The 9,842-nt window shown below is 53.0% G+C and carries 8 protein-coding genes; all 8 read left to right on the top strand.

Translation table 11 applies throughout. From position 1 onward, the window contains the following. Positions 1-149: integrase core domain-containing protein (locus FS806_RS16405; RefSeq protein WP_144938741.1), on the top strand; the 149-nt coding region annotated here is incomplete at its 5' end. 280 nt (positions 150-429) lie between these two features. Continuing rightward, entirely contained in the window at positions 430-2,112 is a 1,683-nt protein-coding gene (locus FS806_RS16400; protein WP_260982129.1) for a hypothetical protein, read from the top strand. Between the two features lie 38 nt (positions 2,113-2,150). Further along, a complete protein-coding gene (locus FS806_RS16395; protein WP_144938738.1) occupies positions 2,151-2,579 on the top strand; it encodes a hypothetical protein in 429 nt (142 codons plus the stop codon). A gap of 21 nt (positions 2,580-2,600) precedes the next feature. Beyond that, the gene (locus FS806_RS16390) at positions 2,601-2,867 is read left to right on the top strand and encodes an HTH domain-containing protein (protein WP_144938735.1); all 267 of its coding nucleotides are present in this window, start codon (positions 2,601-2,603) and stop codon (positions 2,865-2,867) included. 13 nt (positions 2,868-2,880) lie between these two features. Continuing rightward, a complete protein-coding gene (locus FS806_RS26260; RefSeq protein ID WP_144938732.1) occupies positions 2,881-3,240 on the top strand; it encodes a hypothetical protein in 360 nt (119 codons plus the stop codon). Positions 3,241-3,636: 396 nt separating this feature from the next. Next, positions 3,637-4,077 carry a TnpV protein gene (locus tag FS806_RS26795; protein ID WP_313960596.1) on the top strand — a complete coding sequence of 147 codons (441 nt, stop codon included), beginning with the start codon at positions 3,637-3,639 and terminating at the stop codon, positions 4,075-4,077. 68 nt (positions 4,078-4,145) lie between these two features. Further along, entirely contained in the window at positions 4,146-5,774 is a 1,629-nt protein-coding gene (locus tag FS806_RS27220) for a hypothetical protein (protein WP_260982127.1), read from the top strand. A 40-nt stretch (positions 5,775-5,814) separates the two neighbouring features. After that, entirely contained in the window at positions 5,815-9,789 is a 3,975-nt protein-coding gene (locus tag FS806_RS26785) for a helicase-related protein (protein ID WP_225312764.1), read from the top strand. Positions 9,790-9,842 lie beyond the last annotated feature (53 nt).

Raw genomic sequence — 9,842 nt, 5'->3', positions numbered from 1 at the left:
GCTTGAAGTATGAGGAAGTCTACTTGCACGAGTATACCTCGCCCAAAGAAGCGCGCCGCGGCATTCATCGGTACTTTGAATTCTACAATCATTATCGGCCACATCAGTCGTTAGATTACCGAACACCTGCAACTGTATACATGGAATAACATATCCACAGAGGGTGACTCCCGCGCCTTCGCTTGGGCTTTGTCCTCCACCAGTGGACATTATCATTGAGTAATTATACACATTACTTTTTCCAGTTCCCGGCGGGGGATCTCCCCTCCAACAATATATCAAAAGAACGCTTCGTGAATGATTTCACACCTTAAAAATTAAAAAAACTGTCTTGACTTCTTGTGCCACTATAGGAAAAACGAGGCCGAGAAAGCAATTGGAAAGATCAAGGTAAAAAACGATTCGCTCGTCTTTAACGGAACAACCATCATGGATAACCAAGTCGTTGAGGAAAAAGCGCCAACGCCTGGCGCGATACCGGCACCGACGATGATCGGGCAAGATGTGTTGTATGGCAAAGGATATTTTATCGACAAGTCTAAAACAAACGAAGCAAGTCAGCCAAGCACAGGTACGATATCGTATTCTCTGATTAAAGGCATTGGCGGCGGTGGAGACAAAACCTATCCGATAAACGGTATCAATCCTGTGACCGTGCATACGCCGGTGGTGAACTACGCCTCGGTGTCGGACGACCGGGCGCATAACCAGAAAACACAACCTTCTGCCGGACGTTCAGCGCTCATTTTGGATCGGCCCTTTACTGTGACGATTCCGACAAGCGGTCAGCACAAGGACATCAAGGGCTACGGCAATCGGGATTATGCCAAATACGTGAGAGACAAACAGGTTTGGTTTCCTTTCGATGTATATAAAGCGGATCGTACAACGTTCGTCCCGAAAGAAACATGGGTGTCCATCCCGGTCGGACAAACGCAGACGACCTTCTACTTGCCCGTTTGGGTGGATGAGGGCAATTACGACGTGTTATTCCGAACGTTTGCTGAGAACAGTCCGGCTTCCTTTACATCTCAAATGAATGCCAATCTGGACTTGATACATCATGTGGCTACGCAGGTGGTTCCGGTGGAAGTCATTGGCCGTCTCTATGATTTCCGGATCACCGACATTGCTGACTTTGCTTGGGAGTCGGTGTTCCGTACCCAAAAGGGCAGCGCAACGCCGACCGGAAACGCTTATTGGGTCGGAACGAAAGGCATTGACGGCGCACCGCGCGGCAATACGCCCCCTTACGTGCTGCCGGTACGGCAGGGCAGTCACCCGGAGGGCGGCAAAAAGAACGTGGCGGTCAAAACGGGCTACCATTTCAAATTCGAAGTCATGACGAAAGGCAACATGTTCGGCGCGGGAGACGGCATCCGCATTACACCGACCTTTTATTTTGTGGACAGCAAAGGGAAGAATCGGCAGGAAGTCGATCTTTACTATCATTCGGGCAATCAACGGTTTATTCGCATCGGCTCCAGTGATGATACGGAAAAACGATATGTGACGCTCGACGCTCGCTTGCGCAATGTGCCAAGGCAGGAGTTGACCGATACCGCCGCGACCCTTTGGTTGTTAAATGGTTCGCCCGGAGCGAGGCAGACGTTTATCAATCAATATATGAAGGATGTGCAGAAACCGACGTATGTCGGCGGCTATGACATTATGCTGCTGCCGTCGCAGCTTCGGACGTTTGTCGGCAGCATGAACGTGCCTTCCGGCGTCCATGTAGCCCGCGCCAACGCTTCGGTGCAGAAGTGGCATGGCGAATACAGTGTGCCTGCCGCGCCGTATGTGGTGCCCAAAGGTTTCAATCTGGCTGAATATGGGCGGAAAAACCGGCTGGATGATAAGTCGCCTATTTTCTTGAAGGATGGGTACATCGTCGTTAATCTCAATCTCGAAACGATCCGCAACAAGGACTTGAACCATCCTCATTTGCAGTATATATACGGACCGCTGAACAACCAATGGCAGATGGAAGGGTTTCAGCGAAGTTTCACCGATCCGTATGGCGTGACGTTCCAGTTGAAGGACGGGGATATTGTGTTTTATCATGCGAATCTATCCTCCTATGACGACTATGGCACAGGGGGAACCCATTAAAGAAAACTGATTTTTATACCAGCCGGGAGGAAAAGAACATGCTGGAAAGATTGCAAGCGGCCGTGTCGGAAGATGCGGTCTATGTTTATTCCGCTTCAACGGACAAGGATTCCGCACGCGGATGCATCGGGCACCTTCGCGGCTATTTTGGCAGCAGCGGCGAGACGTACTGGGCAACTTGGTTCGATCATGCGCCTGCGCTCAAAACGCCGTCCTTTCGGGCGGAACTGGATGCGGTGGTGCAGGCATTGACCGAGCAGGGACTGCTCCAAAGCCGCAGCCGGATGAACCGCTATTGCTTGTCGTATCCAGAGGCACGTTTATCCGGTGAGTGGCATTCCGGCGTTTACGGCTTTTGTTTTCAAACGGAGCGACATCGATACTATCTGCGCTGTTTTCCGCATACGGGAGATTACAATTTCTATCTGTACTGCTACGTCCGGCAGGATCGTTTGTCGGAGCGTTAGCGCTTGCTGAGGAGGAAGACCATGAACGATCTCGCGAGGTATAAACTGCTGGCGAAAGCGAAAGTCCCGCCTGCCGCAAAACTGCCGTACAGCTACCTGATGGACCGCGCGGGCGGACGGCATAGCTGCGTCTTGTTGTCCGGTAAAAAACTGGCTTTGGAGGTGGGCGTTTCCCCTTCCACTGTCCGCCGCAATCTTTATCGCTTGCAACTTATCGGACGCCTTCGGATTACGTCTCGTTATTCCGAAGAAGGCATTCGCCTGACCAATCAAATTACGCTTCTGTAAGGGAGGTGCTCTCATGACAGCCAAGTTGCAGCGCATCGTCGAACTGGCTACCGGCACGGCTCGCACGGTGACGAACCAGCCTGATCGCTGGGCAGATTTTTTGCGGACGGCGGCCTGGAATTATAAATATCCGTTTCAGGATCAACTGTTGATCTACGCCCAACGTCCTGACGCGACGGCTTGCGCGCCGATTGACGTTTGGAACAAACGGCTCGATCGCTGGGTGAAACGCGGCGCAAAAGGGATCGCCCTGATCGAAGATCGGGGCAACCATTTGGGCCTGCGTCATGTGTTTGATGTATCGGATACCCAGAGCAGACGCCAACCGGAGTTTTCGCTATGGCGCTTGCAGGACAGCGTACGGCTCATGTGATCGAGACGCTGGGAAATGCGTTCGGCGCGTCGGATGAGATGGAACCACATGCGGATCTGCCTGCTGCGCTCCTCGCAGCTGCACGAAATGCGGTGGATGACAACAGCGCCGATTATGCGGCCGAGTTGATGAAAGAGCGGGAGCACAGTTTACTGGAGGACCTGGACATCCAGCATGTGGAATTGCTGTTCAAGCAAACAGCCGAATCGGCCGTCGCTTACATGGCAATGACCCGTTGCGGACTCAATCCCGCACATTACATCAGCATCGAGGATTTGTCCGGCATCGGGTATTTCAACACGCTTCCTGCATTGTCCCATTTGGGCGCAGCGATTAGCGATGTGTCCGAGATGATGCTGCGAGAAGTGGAATCGACCGTCCGGGCGCTGCACCGGGATGCGCAGCGAACAAATGAGAGGCAATCGTTTCACACCCTTGCAAGACCCGATTCCTTGCCGCACAATGAAGCTACTCGACAAGAAAGGAAGGATGAATATGGAACTGACCTACACGCCGCAAGGGGATTATTTGCTGCCCAACCTGACGCTGAGCGAAGCGGAGACGACGATCGGGAAGTACGGAATGATGCGCAAGACGTTTCTGAAAACCGAGCGGAAGGGCATGTACGCCCATCTGATGTTGTCGGAGCAGTTGAACCAACATCTGGCGGACATCGACCAGACAGCGCGGGAGCAGATCGAGCGGACGATACAGGAATTGCTCGCATCCCACCCGGCTCCGGACAAGACGAGCAATCCGCTGGCCTGGACGGGACATATGAACAACTTGAAGCAACAAGCGGAGGAACTGATTCTCACGGAACTGATTTATCATTAACATGGTTTGATCGGGAAACGGAGGACCGCAGTCTTCCGTTTTTTCATGACCAGGCCATCATCAACGACATGCTCCGAGCAGCGCCGCTAAGGGAGAGCAAGACGGACATTGCGGCGTTTTTCCATGCACATGAGGATGAGCGCGAGCGACTGTTGTATGTGCGCGGCTTGTTTCCGGCTGGCATCACTGAGTTGACGCTTGATGAAGGCTTACAGGCTGGGTTTGAACCGTATCAAAACGTTTTGCATCAATGGATGGGTACGGCGGATGAACGCACGGCGCAAAGCTTTTACGATTGGGGTGTCATCACCGGGCATATCGCCAGCATGGTTCTGTTAAATGAATTTGACTTATCGCGAAAGACAGAACCCTCCATCCAGCAACAGACGCTGTGGATGGATCAAGCGGAGGACGCAAAAGCCTCCGCTTTTTTAATCCCGCAAGCGGTCATTGACGCTGTTTTGCAAAACGGCAGCGGTTTTGAGAACGGCAAGTATCGCATTGCGCTGCATTTCCAGCAGTCGCTGTCTGCGCAGGAGAACGCTGATTTCCTGAAACGGGAATACGGGATCGGCGGGCGTCTCCCTGCGCTGACCGGCACGGATATTCATATGAATTATGACAGCAAAGGCATTACACTCACTCGCGGTTCCATCATGAACCCGGATGCGCAGGTCGTGCTGCCGTGGATGAAAGTGCAGAAACGTATCGGTGAATTGTTGGCGGCGGGACGTTACTTGAATCGGCGGGAAGCCGAGCGATTGCCCGCCTTCGCTGAGGAACAGGAGGAAAAGCGGCGGCAGCAAGCGGCGGAAATGGCCAGGCACGAGTTGCCGCAGCTGGATGCATCGTCATCGGATGTGCTTCCCCAACCGGACGCGCAAGCGGAACTGGAACATATGACACCGAATCGGGAACGGGCGCGCTACGGTTATGATGTGGGGAGCATCGTCTGGATTGGTGCGGACGAATATGAAGTCGCGCAATTGGAATCGCAAACGGTGGTGCTGCAAGACCGGCAGTTCCCACTATTCATCAAAGAGTGGAATCGTCGGGATTTTGAGCGAATGCTGCGCGAAAATCCGCTGAACGATCATCTGATTACCGGGGAGCTAGAACCGGGATTAACAAATGAGGAAGGTTGGGAGCCGGTAGCGGAAGAAGATGTTTCGTCGACTAGATTAAACGATGAGCAGGAGCAACAGACAAAACAAGCGAATGTCCATTCACCAACTCAAGCATCGGATCGTCCGGCTACTCCGGCGGTTAACTACCGGATTACGGACGATGAACTGGGACATGGCGGCGCAAAAACGAAATTCAAATGGAACATAGAAGCGATTCGTCTGTTGAACAAGCTGGAGAAGGAGCAGCGGCAAGCGACAGCGGAAGAGCAGGCGGTGCTCGCTCGCTATGTCGGATGGGGCGGCCTTCCGCAGGCATTCGATGAAGCGAACACGCAGTGGGCAGCCGAATATGCGGAACTTCGAGAATTGCTGGAGCCGGAGGAATATGCATCCGCTCGTGCATCGACGCTAAACGCCCACTATACGTCCCCAATCGTCATCAAGGCGATGTATGACTGTTTGGAATCGATGGGCTTTCGCAGCGGCAATATTTTGGAGCCGTCCTGCGGCATCGGCCATTTTTTCGGTCTGGTGCCGGAGTCGTTCCAAGACTCGAAATGCCGGCACTGAAGTAACCGCCGATATTATCTTTTTACAAAAACGGGATCGCATGGTCACCGTAAGCGAGCAAACCGAAACATGGCTATCTCTATCCGAGACAGTGGATGGTGTGCTGGTGAACAGCTATTTCGCCGCCCATCCCGATATGGTGCTGGGCACGATGGTTTTTGACGACCGGATGTATGGCAATCGTCAGGAAACGTCCTGCAAGCCGTACCCGGACGCCAACCTGAATGAATTGCTTCGCGAGGCGCTTTCCAATATCCATGCCGAATGGGTGGAACTCGAACGGGAAGACCAGCTGGAGGAGGAAGAACCTTCTCTCCCTGCCGATCCGTCTGTCCGCAATTTCAGCTTTGCGCTGGTGGACGGTCACATTTACTTTCGGGAAAACAGCCGCATGCGTCGCGTCGATACATCAGCAACTGCGGCGGGCCGTATCAAGGGCATGATTCAGCTAAGGGACACTGTGCGCGAATTGATCGAGTACCAAACCGAAGACTATAGCGATGAGATGATTGGGCAGCAGCAACGCAAGCTGAATGCACAGTATGATCGGTTTACAGCGCAGTACGGCTTGATCAACAGCCGAGCCAACAGCCTTGCCTTTTCGGATGATAGCTCGTATTTCTTGCTTTGTTCGCTTGAAATCGTCGATGAAGAAGGATTGCTGCTGCGCAAGGCAGATATGTTCACCAAACGAACCATCCGGCAGCGTATTCAAGTAGAACAGGTGGATACCGCTTCGGAGGCACTTGCCGTTTCCATCGGCGCAAAAGCCCGTGTCGATTTGCCTTATATGGCAGAGCTTACCGGTATGACGGAAGAACAACTGATAGCGGAACTGCGTGGGGTCATCTTTCCCAATCCTGAACATCTGGACGAGGAAGGTCAGCCGATCTATGAAACGGCGGATGCGTACCTGTCCGGCAATGTACGGGAGAAGCTCCGGATGGCCAGACAGTTTGCGGCCTATGATGCTGAACGTTACAGCGAAAACGTTAAAGCGCTTGAAGCGGTGCAGCCAAAAGATCTGGATGCCTCCGAAATTGATGTCCGCTTGGGCGCAACTTGGCTTCCACCGGAAGACATTCGGCAATTTCTGTTTGATCTTGTGGACACGCCGCCGATGTACCAGACCTACATCAACGTAATGTATTCCGAATATACGGCTGCTTGGAATGTTAAAGGCAAAAGCGATGACCGCAGCAACAATATCAAGGCGAACGTCACGTACGGCACAAACCGCGTCAATGCGTACAAAATTCTCGAAGATACGCTGAATTTGCGGGACGTGCGCATATTTGACACGGTTTATGAGGATGGCGTAGAAAAGCGCGTGCTGAACAAGCAGGAAACGGCCATCGCCCAGCAAAAGCAGGAGATGATGAAAGAAGCGTTCCGCGACTGGATATGGCGAGATCCGCAGCGGCGCGAACGGCTGACAAGGCTGTATAATGATCGGTTCAACGCCATTCGTCCCCGCGAATACGATGGCAGTCATATTCGTTTCACCGGGATGAACCCGGAAATTCGGCTGCGCCAGCATCAGGTTAATGCGGTCGCCCGCGCGCTGTATGGCGGTAATTCCCTTTTCGCTCATTGCGTCGGGGCTGGAAAAACGTTTGCTATGACCGCCGCAGCGATGGAGAGCAAGCATTTGGGGCTGTGCAACAAGAGCATGCTGGTCGTTCCGAACCATCTGACCGAACAGTGGGCGGCGGAGTTTTTGCAGCTTTATCCGTCGGCGAATATTCTGGTGGCGACCAAAAAAGATTTTGAAACGAAAAACCGCAAAACGTTTTGCGCGCGAATTGCCACCGGCGACTACGACGCGATCGTCATCGGCCATTCGCAGTTTGAAAAAATACCGATTTCGACGGAACGTCAGCGACAGCAACTGTACGAGCAGATTTCGGAAATTACAAACGGCATCCGGGAACTCAAAGATGCCAGAGGCGAACGGTATGCGATCAAGCAGCTTGAAAAAACGAAAAAGACGCTGCAAACCAAGCTGGAAAAGTTGAACGATACGAGCCGGAAGGATGATGTCGTCACCTTCGAGGAACTGGGCGTAGACCGGCTATTCGTAGACGAAGCTGATTCGTACAAAAACCTGTTTCTTTACACGAAAATGCGCAATGTGGCCGGGCTATCGCAAACCGAAGCACAAAAGTCGTCGGACATGTTTGCCAAATGCCGCTATTTGGACGAACTCACCGGGGGCCGGGGCATTATCTTTGCGACGGGTACGCCGATCTCCAATTCCATCACTGAGATGTACACGATGCAGCGTTACTTGCAATACGAGCGGCTCAAACGGCAAGGCTTGCAGCATTTTGATGCATGGGCTTCGACATTTGGCGAAACCGTCACGGCGATCGAGCTTGCACCGGAGGGAACGGGCTATCGGGCGAAAACCCGGTTTGCTCGTTTTTACAATTTGCCGGAGCTGATGAACGTCTTTAAGGAAGTGGCAGATATTCAGACGGCGGACATGCTCCAGCTTCCGGTTCCAAAAGCCCACTTCCACAATGTTGCTGTGCCGCCAAGCGAGTTCCAACGCGACATGGTCACCGATCTCGCCCGCCGCGCCGAACGGGTGCGAGCGAAGCAAGTGGAGCCGCACGAGGACAATATGTTGACGATCACCAATGACGGACGCAAATTGGCGCTCGATCAGCGGCTGGCCAATCCGATGCTCCCCGACGACGAAGGAAGCAAGGTCAGCGCTTGCGCGGACAACGTCTACCAGCATTGGACGGACAGTCTGAAAGAGCGGCTCACGCAACTGGTGTTCTGCGATCTATCTATTCCGAAACAGGATGGCACTTTCAGCGTGTACGACGAGCTGCGGCGTAAACTGATGGATAAGGGCATACCGCCTGAAGAAATTGCCTATATTCATGACGCTAATACGGAAGTTAAGAAGAAAGAACTATTCGCCAAAGTACGCAGTGGGCAGGTTCGGGTCCTGCTCGGATCGACATTCAAGATGGGGGCGGGTACGAACGTGCAAACGAAGCTGATTGCCCTTCACGACCTTGATTGCCCTTGGCGTCCGCGCGATTTGGAGCAGCGCAGCGGGCGCATTATCCGGCAGGGGAACCAGAACAGCGAGGTGCATATTTTTCGCTATGTGACCGAGAACACGTTCGACGCTTACCTTTATCAAACGCTGGAAAACAAGCAGCGGTTTATCTCGCAGATCATGACCAGCAAGTCGCCGGTTCGGTCTGCCGAGGACATTGATGAGACGGCTTTGTCCTATGCCGAAGTTAAAGCGCTTGCGACTGGAAATCCGTACATCAAGGAAAAAATGGATCTCGACATCCAGGTATCGAAGCTCAAGCTGCTCAAAGCGAATCATTTAAGTCAGCGTTATGCGCTGGAGGATCGGCTGCTCAAAATGCTGCCGCAGCAAATCAAGTCTACGGAGGAACGCATTGTCGGGTATGAGCAGGACGTGGCCTTGTTCATGCGCGCCCAAGCGTCGGAAAAGGATAGCAGCGACGATTCCCGTTTTCCCGGTATGACCATCAAAGATTACACGTACTCGGAACGTGCTACTGCGGGCGTTGCCCTGCTGGAAGCCTGCAAAGGCATGACCTCTCCCGATCCGCAGGAAGCAGGCAGTTACATGGGCTTTTCCTTATGGCTATCGTTTGATAGCTTTGCAAAGGAATACAAGGTGACGCTGCGCGGCGCATTGGGCCATACGATTACGTTAGGACCGGATGCAGGCGGCAATATCACGCGAATAATCAATACATTGTCGGATTTGCCGAATAAGCTCGCCTATTGCCGTGACCAGCTCGCAACACACAAGCAACAGATGGTAACGGCGAAGGAACAGATCGAGGCACCGTTCAAGCAAGAACAGGAACTGCAAACGAAGTCCGCGCGGCTCGCGGAGTTAAATGTGCTGCTGAACATGGACAAACGGGAAAACGAAGCCGTGGACAGCGTGTCGGATGAGGAACCGGAAGCACCCGAACGGCGGGTTGCGGATCGAGAGCGATAACAGCAATGGAAAGGTATAAATCACATGACGAAATGGACTCCGGCTTTTGGGGT

The organism is Paenibacillus sp. 32O-W (assembly GCF_007679495.1).
Taxonomy (GTDB): Bacteria; Bacillota; Bacilli; order Paenibacillales; family NBRC-103111; genus Paenibacillus_L; species Paenibacillus_L residui.
Note: the sequence above shows the minus strand (reverse complement) of the source record. Positions and strands in the feature narration are given on the sequence as shown.